Origin of the sequence: Arsenicicoccus piscis (assembly GCF_022568835.1) — a bacterium.
Lineage (GTDB): Bacteria > Actinomycetota > Actinomycetes > Actinomycetales > Dermatophilaceae > Arsenicicoccus > Arsenicicoccus piscis.
In genome coordinates this window covers 123,047-144,076 of record NZ_JAKZHV010000004.1, presented here as the reverse complement: position 1 = coordinate 144,076, position 21,030 = coordinate 123,047, and the positions used below count along the sequence as shown (strand labels likewise).

Below are 21,030 nucleotides of genomic sequence, written 5' to 3'. Positions count from 1 at the left end.
CGGCGGCGGCTGACCCTTCCCGCGTCCACAGGCCAACAGCAGCGGTAGCCCGTGCGCCGGCTGCCGACCTAGCGTCCTGCGGGTGACTACTCCCCCTGCGCCGCTCGACCTGGTCGCTCCGCCGCCGCCCCGGTCCAGGTCGGAGCGGCTGGCCGCCGCAGCCCGGGCACGCACCGCACCGCTCACCGGGCGCAGCCGCCGCGCGAGCTGGCGACGGACGGTGCTGCGCCGCGTGCTCGCAGCGCTGCTGGTCGGGACCGCGGTGGCCCTGCTCGCGCGAGCCTTCCTGCCCGCGCCTGCGACGGTGCCGGTGGTCGTCGCTCGAGCCGACCTCAGCCTCGGCACCCCGCTGACCGCCGAGCTGCTCGACGTGCAGCCCTTCCCGCCCGGGCTGGTGCCACCCGAGGCGGCCCGCTCACCCGACGACCTGGTGGGAGAGATCGCCGGCACGTCGCTGCCCCGGGGGCTACCGGTCACCCGCTCGGCCCTGCTGCCGACCGCCGACCTGGCGATCGTCCGTCCGGGACAGGTCGTGCTCGCTCTGCCGGCGGTGGACCCGGCCTTGGCGAGGCTGGTGCGCCCGGGTGATCACCTGCTCGCGCTTCGCGGCGGCACCATCCTCGCGCGGCACCTGCTCGTCCTGGCGACCCCCGGCGAAGCAGCTCCGGGCGGCGGCTCCGGCACCGGTGCGGCCCGGGTTGGGGGCACGACCACGGGCGCCATCGGAGGGGGGAGCCTGCTGCCAGCGACCTCGACCGGCGCACCGACCGTGCTGGTCGTCGCCACCAGCGAGCAGGCGCAAGCGCTCGGCAGCGTCTCCAGCGACGCGGGCCTGGTGCTCGCTCTGGAGGCTCGTCGGAGCTGACCCGACGCACCCTTTATCACGATCCGGTCGCATCCGATGGGAAACCCCTCGCAACAACCCCCCGCTCACATGAACGATCAAGTACCGTTGAGGGTGTTCGCGTCACAAGGTCGGGTCAGCGAGACGCTCACACTCACCTACTCCACACAGGAGATGCAATGCTCAAGGGCTTCAAGGACTTCCTCATGCGGGGCAACGTCGTCGATCTGGCTGTCGCCGTGATCATCGGCGCCGCCTTCGGCAAGGTTGTCGAGTCGTTCGTCACGATCATCATGGACCTGCTCGGCAAGCTGGGCGGCACGCCCAACTTCTCGGGCTACGTCCCGGGCGGCATCCACGTCGGTGCCTTCCTCACCCAGCTCATCTCGTTCGTCATCATCGCCGCCGCGGTCTACTTCATGGTCGTCATGCCGATGAACAAGCTCGCCGAGCTGCGCGCCCGTGGCGTCGAGCCGGAGACCGAGGCTCCCTCCGAGGAGGTCGCGCTCCTGCAGGAGATCCGCGACGAGCTGCGCCGCCGCTGATCTCGGCCTAGCGCCACCAGCACCACAACCAGTGAGGCCCCCGCCACTCGGCGGGGGCCTCACTGGTTGTGGGTCGACCTCAGCCCCAGTGCGGTGGGCGCTGGTCGAGCAGCCACTGGTCGTGCGGGTCGACCGGCTGGGCCGGCGCACGGGCGACGCGAGGGCGCTTCGACTCGCGGCGCTCCCCCGGCTCGGCGGCCTTGGCGGCCGCGCCGGTGCCGAGCAACCTGGCAGCCTCGGCCTCGGTCAGCCGTGGCGGCGTTCCTGTGGGTGGGGCGACAACCCGCCGATGTCTTTTCGCCATGGCGCTGCCTTTCTGCGCTCGGCATGGGTGGCGGCGACGATCCGGGCGACGTCGCGCTCGGGCGTCCGGAACAGGTCGGTGGTCCACACCCGCACGTACTTCCAGCCCAGCCGGGACAGCTGTTCCGGCCGCAGCCGGTCTCGCTCGCGGGTGCTGATGGCGCCGGCGTGTGCCGGACCGTCCAGGTCGACGGCGACGTGCCGCCCGCGCACGGCGAGGGGGTCGTGGACCACCAGGTCGAGAGGCGGGTGCGCGCCGCCCACGCCGAGGCGCACGACCAGGCCCTGCGCCCGCAGCCGGCTCACCAGCTCGGCCACGATCGGGTCCTCGATCGCGGGACCGTCCTCGGTGCTGGTCTCCTCGACGGCCTCGGCCAGCGCCTTCTCCAGGTGCCCGGCCTCCTCGGCGCGTAGCAGGGCCGTTCGCAGCAGTCGTGACCCGGTGGACTGCAGCCGCTCGGGCTCGAGGTCGGAGCCGGCGAACGACGCGACCAGCACCACACGGCGGGTAGCCCGGGTGAGAGCCACGGTGAGCCGGCGCTCCCCACCCGCGACGTTGAGCGGGCCGAAGCGGTGCAGCAGCCGACCGTCGAGCCCGCGGGCGTAGCCCACCGACACGATGACCACGTCCCGCACGTCACCCTGCGCCTTGCCGGCGTCCTTGACGAAGAAGCGTCGCTCAGCCGACGGGTCGAAGAATGCCCGCACCAGCGGGTCGCTCTCGGACGCCAGGGCGAGGCGCAGCGCCTCGCTGATCCGGGTCGCGTGCTGCGGGCCGAGCGTGACGACGCCGAGCGCCTCGTGCGGGTTCGTGCGGGCATGGGTCACCGCAAGACGCACCACGCGGTCCACCTCACCCTGGGTGGTCACGACCGGCTCGTCGTAGGACAGCTGCTCGAGGTCCGGTCGCACGACCTCAAGCTGGACGGGTGCCCGCCGCGCCGTGCCGGGGAACGTGCGCAACCGACCCTCGTAGACCTCCCGGTCCACGAGGTCTACGAGTCGCTCGTTGTAGGACCGGTAGTGCCACGAGAGCGGTTGCACCGCAAGGAATTCCGCGAAGGTATCGAGCACCGGAGCCATCGGTCGCCGGGTGACGACCGGGTCGTCGAGCAGCTCGGCCTCGGCAGCGGGCGTGGTCGAGAACCCGGTCGGACGCAGCTGGTGGGCGTCGCCGAAGACGACGACCTGACCAGTCCGCAGGAGTGCCGGGACGAGCTGCGGCAGACCGAGCATCGACGCCTCGTCGACGAGCACGACGTCGAACCTCGTGTCGCGTGGCACCAACGAGGGCACCACGAGTGGGCTCATCATCCAGATCGGCTTGGCTGCGAGGGCCACGTCGGCCGCACCGGTCAGCACGTCGGCGATCCGCGGGCGCCCTTGTGTCCGAGCGGCTTCCGCACGGATGACGTCGACCTGCTCGGGGTGCAGCGACGTCGCGTTGCGCAGCGCGGTGTTGGTGGCGGCCAGGACTCGTCGAGCGGTGAGCTGCTGGAGGTGCCGGTCGAGGCTGCCATAGTCCCCCAGCGTCGAGCGCAGCGCGTCACCGTCGTGCGCGCCGAGGACGGGGTCGGACGCGTCCAGGTGATCACCCAGCGAGGCCCACCAGACGAAGTCGACCTCGTCCTGCACCGCCGACGCGGGCACCTCCCGCGCGGCCAGGTCACCGATGAGCTCACCGAGGCCGGCAGCGCGGACCTCGTCCAGCAGGGAGGTCACGCCAGGCAGCACGTCGAGGCGGTCGGCCCGCAGGACCAGCTTGTGGAGCCGAGCACGTAGCTCCGGCAACGGAGCTCGCATCAGATCACCGCCGTCGGCGGTGCCGCGCAGGCGCTCGCCCAGGCGGCGCAGGTCGCCCGCCACGGCCTCGACGAGCACCCGGGCCTCGTCGATGCCCTTCGGCAGCCGCGGGGTGGTGTCGGCCTGCGCCGCGTCGCGCCAGGCCTGTGCCGTGCGGGCCGCCGAGGCGAGCGCCTCGTGCAGGTCCTCCGGCTGACGGCCCGGGCGCAACAGGTCGCGGACCGCACGCCGGCGCTGCGAGCGAGCCAGCACCCCGAGGGTCGACCCGTGCGCCGCACGGTAGTCCCCCGAGGTCGCCTCGAGCATCTCGGTCAGGGGGGCCGAGTAGACCGCGGGCGTGAAGACGTCGAGGGTGTCACGCACGTCGGTGGTGAGGTCGAGGATCGCGCCCCAGCCCTCAGGTGTCTGTGCCGCAGGCAGATTCGCGTCGGAGGCGAGCGCGCGCATCACCGTCTCGACCCGCTCCACGCCCTCGGGCGAGGCCAACCGGTCGAGCAGCTCGTGGCTCTCCCGTGCGTCCTCCTCGGTGACCACCCGGGCGCCGAACCACGGGTCGGCGGCGACGTCCTCGGACCAGGCGTGACGCTCGGCCGCCGTCGTGAGCGCCGCCGCGCAGCGCGCCACGGTCGCACGATCCAGCCCGTCGAGGACCGGGGGCGCGACGCGCACGTGCGAGGTCGGGGTGGGACGCCGCTCGCTCAGCGAGGTCAGCGCGCTCGCCACCTCGTAGGCCGTGACCCCCCAGGGTCGCCGGTCGGCGTGCATGGCCTCGTGGGCCGCGGCGAGCGCGCTGCGACTGGCCTGCAGGTCGGCGATGGTCTGGGTGGGGTCGGGCGCTGGGTACTTGGTCGGGCTGTCGATCACCGCCAGCACGTCAGCCGCGAGATGGGCTCGGTCCCGGACCGCGTCCCCGGCGTCGAGGACCAGGCGGTCGAGGCCGACCAGACCCAACCGCGTGACGAGATCGTCCAGGGCAGAACGCTTCTCGGAGAGGACGAGCACCCGCTTGCCGTCCACCGCGAGGGCCGCAGCCGTGTTGGCGATGGTCTGCGTCTTGCCCGTCCCGGGCGGCGCGTCCACGACGAGGCTCACGCCCGCACGAGCTGCGGCGACCACCCGTGCCTGGTCCGCGTCGGCGTCGAGCACGAGCCGCTCCCGCGCGAGGTCGGCGTCGGCGATCACGTCGGGCAGCTCGCGGCGCACCGCCGCTCGGGCGCCCTCGTCGCCAGCCGCCGCGGCCACGAGATCACTTGCGGCGAAAGGGGCTACGGGACCGAGGAGGTCACTGACGAGCGGGACCTTCGTGTAGGTGAACGTGCCGACCAGCAGCCGCGGGGTGATCGTGAAGCCGGGCACGTCGGCGCAGATGCGGGCCAGCTGCTCGTAGACCGGCCGCGGGTCGAACCCGTTGCGGCCGTAAGCTTTTGCTGCGAGCTGGTCCGCGTCGAAGGTGATGCCGTGCTCGGCCCGGAGCAGCTCCTCGAGGGCAGGGTTGATCTCGACGGAGTGGGATACGTCGAGGTCGAAGTCCTCCTCGGCGAGGCTGCGCGGTCGCAGGTCGACCGCGCGCAGCAGCACCGGCGCCGCGGGCACCCGGCCGCCGGCTCGGCCCGGGGTGCGCCACGTGGCGATGCCCGCGACGAGGAAGCAGGCGCCCACGCCCCGCTCCTCGGCGAGCTCGCGGCTGACGTCGCGGATCGCCCGGGCTCGGCGGGCGGCCTCGGCGAGCGCCCGCGGCTCGCGCACCATCTCGGAGAGCACGACCGGGCGTCCGCTGAGCAGCATGGCGATGCCGCCCGGGTGGGCGTGGGTGAGCTCGAGCGTGCCCGAGGGAAGGTCGGAGAACCACAGCAGGTTGTTGGGGCCACCCAGGTCCACCAGGTCGCGCCGCCAGCGGGCCACCGCCGTCGCGGTGCGCTCGTCGCGGGTCGGCTCGGCCGCGGCTGCTGCCGAGGTGGGTGGGGCTTCCTGCGTCACGGGGTCAGGCTATCGGTCGGGCCGGTCACGCACCGCAACCATCCGCCGCAACCCGACCTCATAACCTGGTGCCGACCTGCAACGGGCAGGGGGCGCAGACAGTGAGGCGGCGCGCATCATGCAGGGGGAGGGGATGATGCGCGCCGCTAGTTGAATACTGTGCTACTTCCGCGTACGGGTCAAGCCGACCACGCACCCTCACCCACCCGTGGCGTGGCCCCGCTGATGCGCGTGACGCAACCTTACTGGTGGTCACCTGTTTGAGAACTCGATCGCAGTCCGTGACGAAGGCTCGCGCCCGCCCGTGACACAATGACGGCTGGCGCGGACGCGCCGCGCCCTCGTAGCTCAGGGGATAGAGCACCGCTCTCCTAAAGCGGGTGTCGCAGGTTCGAATCCTGCCGGGGGCACCACACGTCTCACAGGCCACAACCCCCTGCCGGGCTCCGTCCTGCCCTGTCGGTAGCGGTCTACAGGTCTATGCGGTCGACGAGGTCCGGGTCAGCGACCGCTCGATCGCTCGCAACGTCTCGATCGCCTTCGGGGCGCCGAAGTACTCCTTGGTGCGGTTCGTCTGCGGCCCGCTCGTCACCGTGCCGGCCACACCGGTAGGGGGTCCGAAGTTCGCCAGGTAGAGCACCGCGCCCTCCGGTCCCGAGGTCTGGCTCCCCGAGCCCTCGACCGCCTCACCGATGCGCGGGATGGTGGCACCGGCGGCGGCGCCCGTGGCCTTCGTCGAGTCGGCAGTCAGCATTGCCCCGGTCAGGTCACAGCTCGCCAAGGCCGTCAGCTGGCTCGAAGAGACGGGGGCCTTGGCCGCCGGCGACGGACACGACGCCGTCGCGGTTACGTTGGCTGCGGTCGTGGTGGGTTGGTCTGCCTCACCCGCCGTGGTCGAGCCGCAGCCCGCCAGCGCGAGCCCCGCCGCTCCCAGCGCAAGAGATCGAACGACCCTGACCATGCCGCACCTCCCTTGGTACCTGGCCGCCGTGAACTGCCAGTCCTCGGCAGCCTACGACCAACCGTCACGATCGACCACGCCCTCCTACCTGCGGGAGCATGGTCGGCGGCCAGGTCGCGGATCACGACGAAACGAAGCATGATGGCGGACGCTCAGCCGTTACCTGACGTGGTGAGCCACTTCCCTCCGATCCTGTACTGGATCAACGTCATCTGCGCGACGGTGACGGCACCGGTAGCTCTCTTCCTGTTCGCCCGCAGCGTTCCCGACCCCACCCTCCGTTGGCTGTGGTTCTTCGTCGGCGTCGGCGCGATCGTCACCGCTGTGCTCAACGTGTTCCTGGCCAACCGGGCCGGTCGACGACGCTGACTCAACGGTGTGCGCGCTCTGTCGGGGGCGCCATCGCAGGGGGCAGGGATGTGCCACGATCGCGTCATGGCGTATCTGTGGATCGTGCTGGGCTTCGGATGCCTCGCAGCAGCGACCGCGGTGGCCCTCCTGCGCGAGCGACGCGGCTGGTCCCCGCCGGCCACGCTGACGTACGCCGCAGCCTTGATGGCGCTCGGTCTCGTCATCCTGCTGTGGGTGCGATACCTCTGACCCTCCCGCTACCCGCGCACCGCCACGACGTCGACCCGCGCGCGGACCCGGCCCTCAACCTCGGCAGCGTCCAGCGTGAAGCCGAGCCGACGCAGCGCGGCCTGCGCGGGGACGTTCGTGACGGCCGTGTCCGCGACGACGGCGTCCGCGCCGAGGGCCTCTGCCTCGTCGAGCAGGAGCCCCAGAGCCGCCACCGAGACCCCGCGACCACGCGCCGATCGCGTCAACCAGATGCCGACCTCGAGCACACCAGCTGCGTCGGTCAGCTGGAGGCGGGCCGCGCCCTGCGGCGAGCCGTCCACCAGCACCGCCCACACGGCCTCCCGGCGCGACCCGGGCAGGCCCGCTCGACAGGCGCGGTGGTAGCCCTCGAACCACGCAACCCGCTCGGCCGACCACTGCCCGTCGCTGGTCAGCGGTGGTGTCACCTCGTCGGCCGCGGCGTCCGCGACGGCCACGCGGGTGAGGTCCGCGAGGACCGCGTCGTCGACCGGGGCGAGGGTGACGGTGGGCATGCCAGGGAGTCTACGGATCGCAACGCGACCGTCATCTGAGAAAACACTGACGCAACACTGTTGCGACATGCTCAACATCTGTCACCATCGCTCTCACCACGTTCTACGTCTTCGGAGGCTCCCTTGTCCTCGACTGCAGTCGTCATCGGTGCCGGCATCATCGGCAGTGACGTCGCCTACGAGCTGGCCAAGGCTGGCTATGACGTCACGGTCGTCGACAAGGGCCCCGGTCCCGGATCGGGGTCGACCAGCGCGTCCTCGGCGTGCATCCGGTTCAACTACTCGACGATCACGAGCGTCGCGGTCTCCTGGGAGGCCAAGCTGCTGTGGGCCGACTGGGAGAGCTACCTCGAGGGCACGGACGACGGGCAGCTCGCGAGCTTCATCCAGGTCGGCGGTCTCTCCGTAGACCTCCCGGGCAGCACCCGCGAGCCGGTGAGCGTCCGCTTCGACAAGGTCGGTGTGCCGCACGAGGTGCTGACCAAGGCAGAGCTCGAAGAGCGTTTCCCCGCAATGGACTTCACCAGCTACTACCCGCCGAAGCCGGTCACCGAGGACGCCTTCTGGGACGACTCCGACCAGCCGCTCACCTGCACCTACATGCCGGATGCCGGCTTCATGGACGACCCGCAGTTCGCGGCGCACAACCTGATGGCGGCCGCCCGGCGCAAGGGAGCGACCTTCCGCTTCCGCGCCGGCGTCGCCGAGATCCTGCGCACCGGCGAGGGCGACGAGCAGCGCGTCAGTGGCGTGCGCCTCGAGGACGGCACGGTCATCGAGGCCGACGTCGTCGTCAACGCCGCCGGCCCCCACTCCGGCCAGATCAACGAGCTCGCCGGTGTGCTCGACGACTTCGCCGTGACGACCCGGCCGATGCGGGTCGAGGTGCACCACTTCCGCGCCCCCGAGGGCTACGGCCGCGCCGACGGCACCCCGGGTCCGTTCATGGCCGACACCGACCTCGGCACCTACTTCCGCGGCGAGCCCGGCGGCGGCATCCTCAACGGCGGCGCCGAGCCGGCCTGCGACGAGCTGGAGTGGCTCGACAACCCGGACGTCTACACGCCGACCGCGACCCAGGCGGTCTACGAGGCGCAGTCCTACCGGCTCGCCCGCCGCATCCCCGAGCTGCAGATCCCCAACACGCCCTCCGGTGTCGTCGGCATCTACGACGTGTCCAGCGACTGGGTCCCGATCTACGACAAGACGAGCCTGCCCGGGTTCTACGTCGCGATCGGCACGAGCGGCAACCAGTTCAAGAACGCCCCCGTCGTCGGCCAGATCCTGCGCGCCGTCATCGACCACTGCGAGGCCGGGCACGACCACGACACGGAGCCCGCGCCCCTCACCCTCCCCCGCACCGGCGTCGAGCTCGACCTGTCCGAGTACAGCCGCCTGCGCGAGGTAGACCCTGACGCCGGTGGGGCGGGCATCTTCGCCTAGTCCGGTCCGCACCATCACCAACGGCAAGAGCATCAGCACCACCAACAGCACCCCACCCCGCAGCACCCAGAACGCAGCACCAGGAGTCGCGATGATCGAGATCTGCCCGCTCGCCGACCTGCCGGCAGGCGAGGCCAAGCGGGTCCTCGTGCCCCCGCACCCGCCCATCGCCGTGTTCCACACCGAGGACGGCGCCGTCTACGCGCTGGACGACACGTGCACCCATCAGGACGCGTCGCTCGCCGACGGCTGGGTTGAGGACTGTCGCGTCGAATGTCCTTTGCACGCAAGCACCTTCGACCTGCGCACCGGCGGCGTGGACCAGCCGCCCGCCAAGGTCGGCGTCCGGGCGCACGCGGTCACCGTGCAGGACGGCACGATCTACGTCGAGCTGTCCGACGAGACGCCGAACCTGCCCCCGGGGGTCAGCTACGGGGCCAGCGCATGAAGCGCACCCTGGTCGTCGTCGGGGCGTCTCTCGCCGGGCTCTCCACGGCCCGGGCCGCCCGCGCCCAGGGGTTCGACGGCCGGGTCATCGTCATCGGCGACGAGGAGCACCGCCCCTACGACCGGCCGCCGCTGTCCAAGCAGTTCCTGGACGGCTCCATGTCCGAGGCCGACCTCGCGCTGGAGGCTCCGGACGAGGACCTGGACGTCGAGTGGGTGCTCGGTCAGCGCGCGCTCCAGCTCGACCCGTCCACCCGCTCGGTCCTGATCGCCGGCGGCCGGCAGATCGTGGCCGACGACGTCGTCGTCGCCACCGGCGCCCGGGCCCGGTGGCTCAACCTCTCCGGCAGCCAGCTCCCCGGCGTCCACATCCTGCGCACGCTCGAGGACGCCCAGGGGCTGCGCGCCGACCTGCTCCCCGGCAAGCGTCTCGTGGTCGTCGGCGCCGGCTTCATCGGCGCCGAGATCGCCTCCACCGCAAAGAAGCTCGGGCTCGACGTCACCGTCCTCGAGGTCGCCCCCACTCCCCTGGCCGGCCCGCTCGGCGTCACGATGGGCGAGGTCATCGGGCGGCTGCACGAGGCGCACGGGGTCGACCTGCGCACCGGCGTCACCATCGACCACGTCGAGGGGGTGGACCGGGTGACCGGTGTCGAGCTCGCCGACAGCACCGTCCTCGAGGCCGACGTGGTCGTCGCCGGCGTCGGCGCCACCCCCAACGTCGAGTGGCTGCGCGACACCGACCTCGACCTCGCCAACGGCGTGGTGTGCGACGCGGTCGGCGGCACGGGCATCCCGCACGTCGCCGCCGTCGGCGACTGCGCCGCCTGGCTCGATCCCGCCTACGGCCAGCCGCGCCGCATCGAGCACTGGACCGGCGCGCTGGACCGCCCGGCGGTGGCCGTCGCCAACCTGCTCGGCACCGGAGCGACCGTCAAACCCGTTGCGCCGCCGTACTTCTGGTCCGACCAGTACGACTCCCGCCTGCAGTTCACCGGCGCCTCCTCCAACGCCGACCGGATCTCCTTCGAGGTCGGCTCACCGGACGACGACAGCTACCTCGCGGTCTACTGGGAGGGCGACGTCGCCATCGGAGCACTCGGCGTCAACTGCGTGCGTCCGTTCACCAAGTTCCGGCGCGAGCTCGCCACCCGCGTCACCCAGCAGGTCTGACCCCCACCCCACCACCTCGGAGCCCGTGATGACCGACACCGTCGCCACCCCCAGCCTCATCAAGACGCTGCCCGGGGCCGCCTACACCGATCCGGCGTACTTCACCGCCGAGCAGGCGGCCATCTTCGAGACCATGTGGTTCTGCGTCGTGCGCAGTGCCGACATCCCCGACCCCGGGTCCTACCGGACCGTGCAGGTCGGACGAGAGTCGTTGATCATCAGCCGAGCTCGCGACAAGAGCGTCAAGGCATTCCTCAACGTGTGCAAGCACCGCGGCGCCCGCCTCTGCACCGACGAGCAGGGCCAGGTGCAGCGCAGCTTCCAGTGCCCCTACCACGCGTGGACCTACGGCCTCGACGGCAAGCTCATCGCGGCGCCCAACCTGACCAAGATGCCCGACATCGACCGGGTCGAGTTCGGGCTCACCAGCCTCCCGGTCCGCGAGTGGCTCGGCTACGTCTGGGTGTGCCTCGCCGACGAGCCGCCGTCGTTCGAGGACAGCGTCCAGCAGGACATCGTCGACCGGCTCGGCGACCTCGACTCGATCAGCCACTACGACGTCGCCGACCTGGCGCTCGGCAAGCGCATCGTCTACGACGTCGCCGCCAACTGGAAGCTCATCATCGAGAACTTCATGGAGTGCTACCACTGCGCGACGATCCACCCCGAGCTGACCGAGGTGCTGCCGGAGTTCGCCGACGGCTACGCCGCGCAGTACTTCGTCGGTCACGGCGCCGAGTTCGGTCCCGACGTCAAGGGATTCACCGTCGACGGGTCCGAGGGACTCGACAAGATCCCCACCGTCGCCGACGACCAGGACCGCCGCTACTACGCCATCACCGTGCGACCGCAGGTCTTCGTCAACCTCGTCCCCGACCACGTGATCATCCACCGGATGTTCCCCCTCGCCGCGGACCGCACCGTGGTCGAGTGCGACTGGCTCTATCTGCCGTCGGTCGTCGAGGCCGGCAAGGACGTGACCGCGTCCGTCGAGCTGTTCCACCGCGTCAACAGCCAGGACTTCGACGCGTGCGAGCGCACCCAGCTCGGGATGAGCTCGCGCTCCTACCGCGAGGGCGGCGTCCTCGTCCCGAGCGAGCACCACATCGGCGCCTTCCACGACTGGGTCACCAGCATGGTCGGCACCCCCCGTCAGGAGGCGTAGACCGTGCCGCTCACCATCCGTCCGCCGGCCGAGGTCGACACCGTCATCGTGGGTGCCGGCTCTGCCGGGTCCGCACTCGCCGACCGCCTGTCGGCCGACCGCAAGCGCCAGGTGCTGGTGCTCGAGGCCGGCCGGATGGACTGGGCCGCAGACGTGTTCATCCACATGCCGGCCGCGCTCCCCTTCCCGATCGGCTCCCGGTTCTACGACTGGAAGTACGAGTCGGAGCCCGAGCCGCACATGGCCGGCCGGCGGATCTACCACGCCCGCGGCAAGGTGGTCGGCGGGTCGTCGAGCATCAACGGCATGATCTTCCAGCGGGGCAACCCGATGGACTACGAGCGCTGGGGCGCGGACAAGGGCATGGAGACGTGGGACTACGCCCACTGCCTGCCCTACTTCAACCGGATGGAGTCCTGCCTCGCCGCCGACGACTCGGACCAGCGCCGCGGCCACACCGGGCCGCTGGTGCTGGAGCGTGGACCGGCGACCAACCCGCTGTTCGGCGCGTTCCTGAAGTCCGTCCAGGATGCGGGCTACCCGCTCACCGACGACGTGAACGGTTATCGCCAGGAGGGATTCGCGGCGTTCGACCGCAACGTCTACCGCGGTCGGCGCTACTCGGCGGCCCGCGCCTACCTGCACCCGGCGCTGAACCGCCCCAACCTGCACCTCGTGACCAACGCCCTGACGACGCGGGTGCTGTTCGAGGGGACCACCGCGGTCGGCGTGGAGTACGAGCTGCGCGGCCGCACCCGCCAGGTGCGCGCCAAGGAGGTCATCCTCTGCGGCGGCGCCATCAACACCCCTGCGCTGCTGCAGCTCTCGGGGGTCGGCAACGCCGAGGAGCTCACGGCCCTCGGCATCCCGGTGGTCAAGGACCTCCCCGGCGTCGGCGAGAACCTGCAGGACCACCTCGAGGTCTACGTCCAGTTCGCCTGCGACGAACCGGTCTCGCTACAACCGGTCATGGCCAGGAAGTACCGCAACGCGCCCTGGATCGGGGCGAAGTGGCTCTTCACGCGCAGCGGGCCGGGGGCGACCAACCACTTCGAGGCCGGCGGCTTCGCCCGCAGCAACGAGGACGTCGCCTACCCCAACCTGATGTTCCACTTCCTGCCGCTGGCGGTGCGCTACGACGGCTCGCAGCCCGAGGGCGGCCACGGCTTCCAGCTGCACGTCGGCCCGATGTACTCCGACGCCCGCGGCAGCGTGAAGATCGCGAGCACCGACCCGCTCGACAAGCCCAAGCTGGTCTTCAACTACCTGTCGACCGAGCAGGACCGGCGCGAGTGGGTCGAGGCGATCCGCGTCTCGCGCGAGCTCATCAACCAGCCGTCCATGGCGCGCTACAACGCCGGGGAGATCTCCCCCGGGCCGAGCGTCCAGACCGACGAGGAGATCCTCGACTGGGTCGCCAAGGACGGCGAGACCGCGCTGCACCCGAGCTGCACCGCCAAGATGGGCGACGCGTCCGACCCGATGGCCGTCGTCGACCCGCTCACCATGAAGGTCTGGGGCACCGAGGGGCTGCGCGTCGTCGACGCCTCCGTCATGCCCTACGTCACCAACGGCAACATCTACGCCCCGGTCATGATGCTGGCCGAGAAGGCCGCCGACCTGATCCTCGGCAACACCCCGCTCCCGCCGTTGGACCTGCCGTTCTACCGGCACGTCAAGCCCGGCGAGGGTGAGCCGATGCCGCTCTACCCCACCGACGCCTAGGGCGTGTCGCCCACATGACGGGGCTCCAGCGAGGGACAGATGTGCCGGTGAGGCATCGAGGGTCGTGCGCACCCACCGCGGCAAGGTCGACGCGACGTCCCGTGAGCGGCAGTTCAGGACGTTCTTGGCATGAGGATCACAGTGGCGTCATGGCCCGGGGTGGCGAGTTTCTTGTCGGCGGTGACCAGAGGCGCTCCCAAGGCTTCGGCCAACGCAAGATAGGACGCGTCGTAGCTCGTGAACTGATGGCGAAGCGTCCAGACGCGTCGGCGCAGGGGCTCCAGGTCGTGACGTTCGATCCCGAAGGACCAGTAGTCCTCCAGTGCTTCTTCGGCCCTGGCCTGAGTAAGGACACGCCCCAGCTCCAGCCCTCGGAGAACGGACGAAACCTCTACGTCCAGCAGGTGCGGTGCGTGGATGTCGCCTTCTAGCGCATCGAGGAGTTCGGCGGATGGGTCGGCGCCGACCAGAGCCTCGATCATGGCCGTAGCATCCAGCACCATCATCGGCGGGCCGACTCGACCTCGTCGAGGATGCGCTCAGTCGAGACGCTTGGTGATCGGTCACGGGCACGCAGTCGGGCCACGATCTCAGCATTGGTGGGACGGGCGGCGATGACGGCCAGCTGCGCACTCACGTAGGCGGACAGCGACTGTCCCTGCGCGGCTGCGCGGGCCTTCAATGCGTCAGCCACCGCTTCGGGGACCTCGCGGATGTAGAGAGTCGTCATACCTCAATGCTAGCAGTATGCAAGCACTTTGAACGGGCACGCACTAGCCGAGCCCTAGCCGCGGATGCGGTCCATGCCGGGGTCGAAGAGCGGCTCGTCGGAGACGACGGCGGGGATGTGCTCGTCGAAGTAGCCGATGGTCAGCTCGGTGCCGGTCGTGGCGAGGTCCTTGTCGACCCACGTGTAGGCGATGTTGCGCCCGATCGTGTAGCCGTAGGCCGCGGAGGTCACGTAGCCTACGCACCGGTCGCCGGAGAAGACCGGCTCCTTGCCCATGACGGTCGAGGTCGGGTCCTCCCAGGTCAGGCACGCGAGCACCCGGTCGCCCTGACCGCGGCGCGCCGCCAGCGCCTCCTCGCCGACGTAGCCGCTGTGCGCCTTCTTGACCGCGAATCCCACTCCGGCCTGGTCGGGTTCGTGCTCGAAGGTCATGTCGTGACCGAACGAGCGGTAGCCCTTCTCGAGGCGCAGCGAGTTGAACGCGCCGCGACCGGCGGCGATGATGCCGTGCTCCTGGCCGGCGGCCCTGAGGGTGTCCCAGAGCTTCTGCCCCTGGTCGGCGGTCGTGTAGATCTCCCAGCCGAGCTCGCCGACGTAGGACAGCCGCAGCATGGTCACCGGGACCGTGCCGATGAATCCCGTTGCGCCCCTGAAGTACTTGAGGCCGTCGGCGGACAGGTCGATGCCCGTGAGGGGCTGCACGACGTCGCGTGCGAGCGGCCCCCACAGGCCGATGCAGCAGGTGCCCGCCGTGACGTCGAAGACCTGAGCCGAGCCGTCGGCGGGCAGGTGCTGCTGCATCCACGCGAGGTCCAGGTGACCGTTGGCCCCGACCTGGAAGCGGTCCTTCGCCAGCCGGGTCACGGTGACGTCCGAGCGGATGCCGCCGTCGACGTCGAGCATCAGGCAGTAGGTCATCGACCCGATCGACTTGTCGACGTTGGCCGTGACGAGCGAGCCGAGGAAGGCCGCGGCGCCGGGGCCGGTCACCTCCAGGTGCTTGAGGGCCGTCATGTCGTACATCGCGACGCCCTCGCGGGTCGCGATCACCTCGGCGCCCACGATGGGCGACCAGTGCCGCGCGGCCCAGTCATTGGGGGTGGGGATCCGGCCCAAGTAGCGCTCTACGAGAGGGGCGTTCGCTTCGTACCACTGCGGCCGCTCGAAGCCGCTCGCCTCGAGGAACACCGCGCCCAGCGCCTTCTCGCGCTCGTAGAACGGGGACGTGCGGAGCGGGCGCAGGTTCGCCGGCGGGTCGAGCGGGTGGAGGATGTCGTAGACCTCGACGAAGTTGCGGCAGTCGCGCGCCAGCACGTAGTCCGGCGCCAGCTGGTAGTCGTCGAAGCGGTTGATGTCGAACTCGTGCACGTCGAAGGACGACACGTGCCCGTCGTGCAGCCACTCGGCCATCGCGCGGCCCACCCCGGCGGAGTGGGTGACCCAGACGGCCTCGGCGACCCAGAAGCCCTCGACGTCGGGCGACGGGCCGCACAGCGGCATCCCGTCGGGCGTGAACGAGAACAGCCCGTTGAACGCGTGCTCGATGCGCGCGTCGGCGAGGTCGGGGATCAGCTCGACCGAAAGCGCCCACGCCGGGTCGAAGTCGGCCTGGGTGAAGGCGAGCTCGGACGGCATCGGCTGCGAGGGGTCCAGCTCGCGGATGTCGTCGGCCTTGAACGGCATCGGGTCGTGCAGGTATGAGCCGATGCCGATGCCGCCGAATCGGTCACGGTAGTAAAGGTCTTCGTCCTGGTAGCGCAGGATCGGGCGGACAATCTCGTCCTGCTGCCCCGCCACCGAGGGCAGGTCGGTGGTCCACGCCATCTGGTGGGCGAGCGGCGTGAGCGGCAGCTCGAGACCGACCATCCGGGACAGCCGCGGTCCCCAGATGCCGGCGCACGACACGACGATGTCGGCCGGGATCGTGCCCTGGTCGGTCACCACCGCGGTGACCTTGCTGTCGACCGTCTCGATGTCGATCACCTTGGTGTTGTCCAGGATTCGCGCGCCACGCTCCTTGGCCTGCGCGATCTGGACCTCCACCGCGTCGACCGCCTTGGCGAGCCCGTCGGTCGGGATGTGCAGGGCGCCGCGCACCTTCGGCGACTGCACGAGCGGGTAGAGCGCCATGGCCTCCTCGGCGTCCACGAGCCGCGACTCGATGCCCCACGAGGTCAGCCACCCGTGCCGACGCAGCAGCTCGCGCTCCCGCTCGGGGGTGGTGGCGAGCTCGAGCCCGCCGACCTGGCGGAAGCACGAGTCACCCTGTGCCGTGCGCAGACTCATGAACTTCTCGACCGTGTAGCGCGCCGTCTCCGACAGCGCCTTGGAGGAGTTGGCCTGGAACACCAGACCAGGCGCGTGGGAGGTCGAGCCGCCTGGCCGCGGCAGGGTGCCCTGCTCGACGACCGTCACCTGGTCCCAACCCATCGCCGTGAGCTCGTCCGCGAGCGCGGCGCCCACGACCCCCGCACCGATGATGACTACCTGGGGTCCGGCCATGAGAATCCTCCGATGCGTCATGTGCAACAGTCACGCGCTATGTGCAACAGTCTCGAAGCCGAGGAGAGGCGCTGTCAACCCCCGACCGCCCGTCAGAACGGCTTGGCGCCGCCGATGCCGGCCAGCCACGAGTTGGCGCGGACCTTGTTGGCCTCCACCCACTTCTTGGCGGCGGCGTCAGGCGTCATCTTGTCGGCGGTGATGTACTTCGCGACGAGGTTCTGGTCGTCGTTGGTCCACTGGAAGTTCTTGACCAGCTGGTAGGCCGGACCGCCGTCCTTGGCGAACTTCGCGGCGACGATCTTGTCCAGGTCGTACCTCGGGTAGTCGCACGCGATCTTCGAGGCGTCCGCGTCGCAGCCCGGCGTGTAGGGCGGCAGCTCGACCTTCTGCATGGGCACCTCCGAGAGGAACCACTGCGGGCTGTAGAAGTAGCCGATGACCCACTTCTTCTGCTGCTCCGCCGCCCGGAAGCTGGTGATCAGGGCCGTCTCCGAGCCGGCGTAGACGACCTTGAAGTTGAGGTTCAGGTTCTTGACCAGCGCCTCGTCGTTGGTGACGTAGGACGGGTCGCCGTCGAGCAGCTGGCCCTTCCCGCCCGACTCCGAGGTGGCGAACTGCGTGGCGTACTTGTTGAGGTTCTTCCACTGCAGCACGTCCGGGTGCGCCTTCGCGAGCCACGGCGGCACCCACCAGCCGATGGTGCCGATGTTGCCGGTGGGCCCGGCGCTCACCGCGGTCTTCTGCTGGTCGATGTACTTGGCCTTGAGGTCGTCGTGGCCCCAGTTCTCCACGATCACGTGGACCTGGCCGGTGCCGAAGCCCTGCCAGGCGATCTGCTCCTTCATCGGCAGCTGCTGCACCGTGCACCCCATCGCCGTCCGCGCGACGTAGGTCAGCACCGCCGCGTCCGCGGTGTAGCCCACCCAGTCGTTCATCGCCAGCTTGAGGGTGCCGCACTCGCCCGAGGCGGCCCCGGCTCCCCCGCCGCCGCCCGCGGCCGCGTTGGTGTCACCGATCCGGGCGCCGGCGCAGCCGCTCAGGCCCACCGCGAGCACCACGACGGCGGCGCCGATGCCCGGCAGCGCGGCGCGCGCTCGACGGGACGAGCCGTGAGCCGAGCGACCAGGCGAGCCACGAGACGGTCTACGCACGCCGTCGTCCTGCAGACGAGTTCGGAAGGATGACATGAGGACTCCTCGGTGTCGGGCGGGCGAGGTCAGCGGGCGCCGGACGGGTCCACGCGGGACGCGACGGCCTGGGAGATGCGGTCGAGCATGAGCCCGAGCAGCACGATGGCGAGGCCCGCGGCGAGGCCCTTGCCGATGAAGCGGTCCTGCACGAAGCCGTTGACCACCTGGTAGCCGAGGCCGCCGGCGCCGACCATGCCGCCCACGACGACCATGGCGAGCACGTAGATCAGCCCCTGGTTCGTCGCGAGCGCCAAGGCCCGCGAGGCCATCGGCAGCTGCACCTGGTGGATGATCTGCCAGGTGGAGGCGCCCGCCGAGGTGGCCGCCTCCACGGTCGACTCCGAGACGCCGCGGATGCCGTCGGCGATCACCTTCGCGGCCGGCGGCACGGCGTAGACCATGGCGCTCACGATCGCGGTGAAGCGGCTCGCGCCGAACAGCACCAGGAACGGCACGAGGTAGACGAATGCCGGCATGACCTGCCCGGCGTCCAGGGTCGGTCGCACGATCCGGTCGACGCGACGGCTGCGGCCCATCGCCACGCCGATGACGATCGCGAAGACCATCGTCAGCACGGTGGCGATGAGGGTGGCGGCGAGGGTCTCCATGGAGTTCTGCCACAGGTTGAGGCCGACCACGATGAGCAGGCACACGACCGTGGACAGGGCCGCCCAGCGGCCGCCGAGGATGGCGGCGAGCGCCGTGAGCGCGATGATGACCAGCCAGAACGGCGACTCGGTGAGCAGCGTCTGCAACGGGTCGAGCAGGCCGCCGGAGATGAGGTTCTTCAGCACGTTGGTGACCCCGGAGAAGGTGTCCTGGATCCAGGTGGACGCGCTCGCCACCCCGCTCACGATGCTCGGGCCGATCGAGTGGCCCGTGGGGAAGGTGTTGGCCCACCAGAAGGTCGCGGACTCCCACACCAGCACCGCCGTGACGATCGCGCCGAGCCCGGCGACGCCCCACCGCAGCCGCGGGGGCAGCCCGTGCTCGAAGGTGCGCTCGGTGCCCTCACCGGCCGCGGTCGTGGTGCGGTCCAGCACGATCGCCATGATCACGATGGCGAGGCCGCCGTTGAACGCCGTGCCGACGTCGAGGGTGGTGAGGGCCTGCAGCACCGTCTGCCCGAGGCCGGGCGCGGAGATCAGCGCGGCGATGGTGACCATCGACAGCGCCGCCATGGTGGTCTGGTTGATGCCCATGACGATGGTGCGCTTGGCCATCGGCAGCATCACCTGGGTCAGCGTCTGCCAACGCGTCGCGCCGAGCGAGTCGCTCGCCTCGGTCGTGCTCTCGGGGACCGAGCGGATCGCGTGGCCGGTGATCCGGATGACGGGCGGGATCGAGTAGATCAGGACCGCGATCGTCGACGACGCCGGCCCGATGAGGAACAGCAGCGTGAGCGGCGCGAGGTAGACGAACGTCGGCATGATCTGCATGAAGTCGAGGATCGGCGTGATGACGCGAGCGGCCTTGCGGCTCAACCCGATCCAGATGCCGATGGGGATGCCGATCACGACGGCGATGAGGACTGCGGCGAGGGTGAGGGCCAGCGTGTCCATCGCCTCGGTCCACAGGCCCTGCCACCCGATGAACGCGAAGCCGAGCACGGCCAGCACCGCCGAGCGCCAGCCGGCGAGGAGCCAGGCGAGGAAGCCGCCCAGCGCGAGGACGCCGAGCCACCCGATCAGCGGGGCGGGTCTACCGAATCCGGGCTGAGAGATGAGCGACTGGACGAACGTGACGAACTGCGTCATCCAGATCTGCAGGTAGTTGAAGAAGTAGACGAACAGCGGGCTGGAGTTGCGGTTGCTCGCGATGCTGTCGCTCAGGTGGTTGAAGGACTGGTGCAGCGGCGTCGTCTCGGTCTCGCCGAGCGGCAGCGTGTCGCGCCCGCGCAGGACGAGGTAGAGCAGCGACCACACCACGAGGACGGCGAGACTCGCGACCAGCCGCCCCGGTCTGCGCCAGGTCGGCACCGACGCTACGGCCGCGGTGCTCACTCGTCCTCCAGTCCCGCGATGGACGTGAGGATCTCGTCCTCGCCGACCACGCCGAGGACCTTGCCGCCCGAGCCGCCCGCCCCGCCAGACCCGCCGTCGACGACGCGGACCGGCCGCCCCGCCGAGATCACGCAGCGGATGGCGTCGCGGATGATCGTGTCGGCCGGCAGGGTCAGGTCGGCCACCTCCTCGCCGAGGCGCTCGGGCCGAGCGACCCAGCGCAGGGTGAGCACGTGCGAGCGCGGGACGTCCTGCACGAAGTTGCGGACGTACTCGTCGGCGGGCGCGCCGACCAGCTGGTCGCCGGTGCCGGTCTGCACCATCGCCCCGTCGCGCATGATGAGGATCCGGTCGCCCAGCTTGAGCGCCTCGGACAGGTCGTGGGTGACGAAGATCATCGTCTTGCCCATCTCCTTGTGCAGCCGGATCACCTCGGCCTGCATGTCCCGGCGGATGAGCGGGTCCAGGGCAGAGAAGGGTTCGTCGAAGAGCAGCATGTCCGGGTCGCCCGCCAGCGCCCGCGCGAGGCCGACGCGCTGCTGCATGCCGCCGGACAGCTGGTGCGGGAAGGACCGCTCGTAGCCCGACAGGCCGACGAGCTCGATGACCTCCATCGCGCGCCTGGTGCGGGTCGCCTTGTCGACGCCGCGGATCTCCAGGCCGTAGGACACGTTGTCGACGACGCGGCGGTGCGGCAGCAGCCCGAAGTGCTGGAACACCATCGACACCTTGCTGCGGCGCAGGTCGCGCATCGCCTTGGTATCGCGAGTCATCAGGTCGTCGCCCTCGAGCAGCAGCTGACCCGCGGTGGGCTCGATCAGGCGGGTGAGCAGCCGGATCAGCGTCGACTTCCCCGAGCCGGAGAGGCCCATGATCACGAAGACCTCGCCGCGGCTCACGTCGAAGGTCGCGTCGCGCACGGCCGCCGTGCACCCCGCCTGATCCATCAGCTCGCGACGGCTCAGCTGCTGCAGCTGCGGTGACTTCGGCACCTCGGCAGCCTTGGGGCCGAACACCTTCCACAGGTTGCGGACGCTGACCATCGCGTCCGGGCTCGCTGCGTGTGCAGTCACCGCGCATCAACTCCTCTGGGGGACAGCC

Annotated in this window: 19 protein-coding genes and 1 tRNA gene; 10 read left to right on the top strand and 10 right to left on the bottom strand. The window is 70.5% G+C overall.

All coding sequences use genetic code 11. The features are described from left to right. Nucleotides 1–82: 82 nt before the first annotated feature. The gene (locus tag MM440_RS09430; RefSeq protein WP_241444058.1) at nt 83–865 is read left to right on the top strand and encodes an SAF domain-containing protein; all 783 of its coding nucleotides are present in this window, start codon (nt 83–85) and stop codon (nt 863–865) included. Between the two features lie 158 nt (nt 866–1,023). Next, a complete protein-coding gene (gene mscL / locus MM440_RS09425) occupies nt 1,024–1,389 on the top strand; it encodes a large conductance mechanosensitive channel protein MscL (protein WP_241444057.1) in 366 nt (121 codons plus the stop codon). Between the two features lie 79 nt (nt 1,390–1,468). Here mscL and MM440_RS09420 read toward each other — a convergent pair whose 3' ends face one another. Then, the gene (locus MM440_RS09420) at nt 1,469–1,615 is read right to left on the bottom strand and encodes a hypothetical protein (RefSeq protein ID WP_241444056.1); all 147 of its coding nucleotides are present in this window, start codon (nt 1,613–1,615) and stop codon (nt 1,469–1,471) included. Between the two features lie 20 nt (nt 1,616–1,635). After that, nucleotides 1,636–5,472 carry a DUF4011 domain-containing protein gene (locus MM440_RS09415; RefSeq protein WP_241444055.1) on the bottom strand — a complete coding sequence of 1,279 codons (3,837 nt, stop codon included), beginning with the start codon at nt 5,470–5,472 and terminating at the stop codon, nt 1,636–1,638. Nucleotides 5,473–5,809: 337 nt separating this feature from the next. On the opposite strand from MM440_RS09415, the gene MM440_RS09410 reads away from it, so the two are divergent. Beyond that, nucleotides 5,810–5,885 (top strand) — tRNA-Arg (locus MM440_RS09410). A gap of 65 nt (nt 5,886–5,950) precedes the next feature. Here the strand turns inward: MM440_RS09410 and MM440_RS09405 are convergent. Next, nucleotides 5,951–6,226 (bottom strand): hypothetical protein, encoded by a 276-nt coding sequence (locus MM440_RS09405; protein ID WP_241444054.1) that lies wholly within the window; start codon nt 6,224–6,226, stop codon nt 5,951–5,953. 378 nt (nt 6,227–6,604) lie between these two features. On the opposite strand from MM440_RS09405, the gene MM440_RS09400 reads away from it, so the two are divergent. Beyond that, on the top strand, nt 6,605–6,802 hold the full coding sequence (locus MM440_RS09400) for a hypothetical protein (protein WP_241444053.1): 198 nt from the start codon (nt 6,605–6,607) through the stop codon (nt 6,800–6,802). A 66-nt stretch (nt 6,803–6,868) separates the two neighbouring features. Then, on the top strand, nt 6,869–7,033 hold the full coding sequence (locus MM440_RS09395) for a hypothetical protein (RefSeq protein WP_241444052.1): 165 nt from the start codon (nt 6,869–6,871) through the stop codon (nt 7,031–7,033). A gap of 8 nt (nt 7,034–7,041) precedes the next feature. Here the strand turns inward: MM440_RS09395 and MM440_RS09390 are convergent, their stop codons facing one another. Next, nucleotides 7,042–7,548, bottom strand: coding sequence for a GNAT family N-acetyltransferase (locus MM440_RS09390; protein WP_241444051.1), 507 nt, complete (start codon nt 7,546–7,548; stop codon nt 7,042–7,044). Between the two features lie 60 nt (nt 7,549–7,608). Between MM440_RS09390 and MM440_RS09385 the strand changes: the two genes are divergently transcribed. From MM440_RS09385 to betA, 5 genes are read left to right on the top strand one after another with little or no spacing between them, the layout of a single operon-like run. Continuing rightward, nucleotides 7,609–8,991: an NAD(P)/FAD-dependent oxidoreductase gene (locus tag MM440_RS09385; RefSeq protein WP_277626521.1), complete on the top strand. Its 1,383-nt coding sequence runs from the start codon at nt 7,609–7,611 to the stop codon at nt 8,989–8,991. Further along, the gene (locus MM440_RS09380) at nt 8,969–9,439 is read left to right on the top strand and encodes a bifunctional 3-phenylpropionate/cinnamic acid dioxygenase ferredoxin subunit (RefSeq protein ID WP_420914150.1); all 471 of its coding nucleotides are present in this window, start codon (nt 8,969–8,971) and stop codon (nt 9,437–9,439) included. Before MM440_RS09385 ends, MM440_RS09380 begins: the two co-directional genes overlap by 23 nt. Next, on the top strand, nt 9,436–10,611 hold the full coding sequence (locus MM440_RS09375; protein WP_241444049.1) for an NAD(P)/FAD-dependent oxidoreductase: 1,176 nt from the start codon (nt 9,436–9,438) through the stop codon (nt 10,609–10,611). The genes MM440_RS09380 and MM440_RS09375 overlap by 4 nt, the downstream gene beginning before the upstream one ends. Nucleotides 10,612–10,639: 28 nt before the next feature. After that, nucleotides 10,640–11,776 carry an aromatic ring-hydroxylating oxygenase subunit alpha gene (locus MM440_RS09370; RefSeq protein ID WP_241444048.1) on the top strand — a complete coding sequence of 379 codons (1,137 nt, stop codon included), beginning with the start codon at nt 10,640–10,642 and terminating at the stop codon, nt 11,774–11,776. 3 nt (nt 11,777–11,779) lie between these two features. After that, nucleotides 11,780–13,501 (top strand): choline dehydrogenase, encoded by a 1,722-nt coding sequence (gene betA, locus MM440_RS09365; protein WP_241444047.1) that lies wholly within the window; start codon nt 11,780–11,782, stop codon nt 13,499–13,501. Between the two features lie 113 nt (nt 13,502–13,614). On the opposite strand, the gene MM440_RS09360 is transcribed toward betA, so the two are convergent. The 6 genes from MM440_RS09360 to MM440_RS09335 form a co-directional block, all read right to left on the bottom strand. Beyond that, complete coding sequence (locus MM440_RS09360; protein WP_241443184.1) at nt 13,615–13,983, bottom strand: type II toxin-antitoxin system VapC family toxin; 369 nt, start codon at nt 13,981–13,983, stop codon at nt 13,615–13,617. Nucleotides 13,984–14,003: 20 nt separating this feature from the next. Continuing rightward, nucleotides 14,004–14,231 carry a FitA-like ribbon-helix-helix domain-containing protein gene (locus MM440_RS17340; protein WP_241444046.1) on the bottom strand — a complete coding sequence of 76 codons (228 nt, stop codon included), beginning with the start codon at nt 14,229–14,231 and terminating at the stop codon, nt 14,004–14,006. 54 nt (nt 14,232–14,285) lie between these two features. Beyond that, a complete protein-coding gene (locus MM440_RS09350; RefSeq protein WP_241444045.1) occupies nt 14,286–16,733 on the bottom strand; it encodes a GcvT family protein in 2,448 nt (815 codons plus the stop codon). Between the two features lie 92 nt (nt 16,734–16,825). Beyond that, complete coding sequence (locus tag MM440_RS09345; RefSeq protein ID WP_241444044.1) at nt 16,826–17,923, bottom strand: ABC transporter substrate-binding protein; 1,098 nt, start codon at nt 17,921–17,923, stop codon at nt 16,826–16,828. 29 nt (nt 17,924–17,952) lie between these two features. Beyond that, on the bottom strand, nt 17,953–19,929 hold the full coding sequence (locus tag MM440_RS09340) for an ABC transporter permease (RefSeq protein ID WP_241444043.1): 1,977 nt from the start codon (nt 19,927–19,929) through the stop codon (nt 17,953–17,955). Continuing rightward, nucleotides 19,926–21,002: a quaternary amine ABC transporter ATP-binding protein gene (locus MM440_RS09335; RefSeq protein WP_241444042.1), complete on the bottom strand. Its 1,077-nt coding sequence runs from the start codon at nt 21,000–21,002 to the stop codon at nt 19,926–19,928. The genes MM440_RS09340 and MM440_RS09335 overlap by 4 nt, the downstream gene beginning before the upstream one ends. Nucleotides 21,003–21,030: the final 28 nt, after the last annotated feature.